We start from the raw sequence: 515 nt of genomic DNA, 5'->3' as shown, positions 1-515 counted from the left end.
CCCCCGTTCGATAAATCGAGTTACGATGCGCAGTATCGCTGTAAGCGTAAGGCTCGCAAACTGGATTTGATTGAATTGTATCAACGCGTCATTGAAGAAGAGAACGCGCGGAACCCTAAGACGCCTTTTGAGATCGGATTTAAGTCTCGCCGGTTGCTCCGAAGCGGTAAGGTAGAAACCCTGCCGCCAGAATACGCGCGGATCTTAAAAGGGTGTGAAGAATTTATTACCAACCCCAATCGTTTCCCGTCACTCAATGCATGGGGCGGTGAAGCGGTGAATAATGTCCAATGTCGCACCTTAATTGCGAAAGTATTAGCGTGCACTCTGCCGAACACAGACCTCATTGGCGGGCGCATCGGTTTGCCCACCGAAGCGGGATTGAAAACCATCAGCTACGACCAGCTTCAAGAAGATTATGCGTTGCGCTTTGGAGAGTTTATTTCGCCGAAGTCCTTTGCTAAAGCGGTGAAGTATCTAAAGCGTGCCAGCTATTTTCACAGTGAGCGGATCAA

Annotated in this window: 1 pseudogene; it reads left to right on the top strand. The window is 49.5% G+C overall.

Annotation, left to right across the window (positions count from 1 at the left end):
- Window positions 1-515: pseudogene (locus tag AB4589_RS25290) on the top strand (hypothetical protein); the annotation flags it as partial.

It is taken from the genome of Vibrio sp. 10N.222.49.A3, from assembly GCF_041475145.1.
In the GTDB taxonomy this organism is placed as follows: domain Bacteria; phylum Pseudomonadota; class Gammaproteobacteria; order Enterobacterales; family Vibrionaceae; genus Vibrio; species Vibrio tasmaniensis_A.
This window is presented reverse-complemented; position numbering and strand designations above follow the sequence as displayed.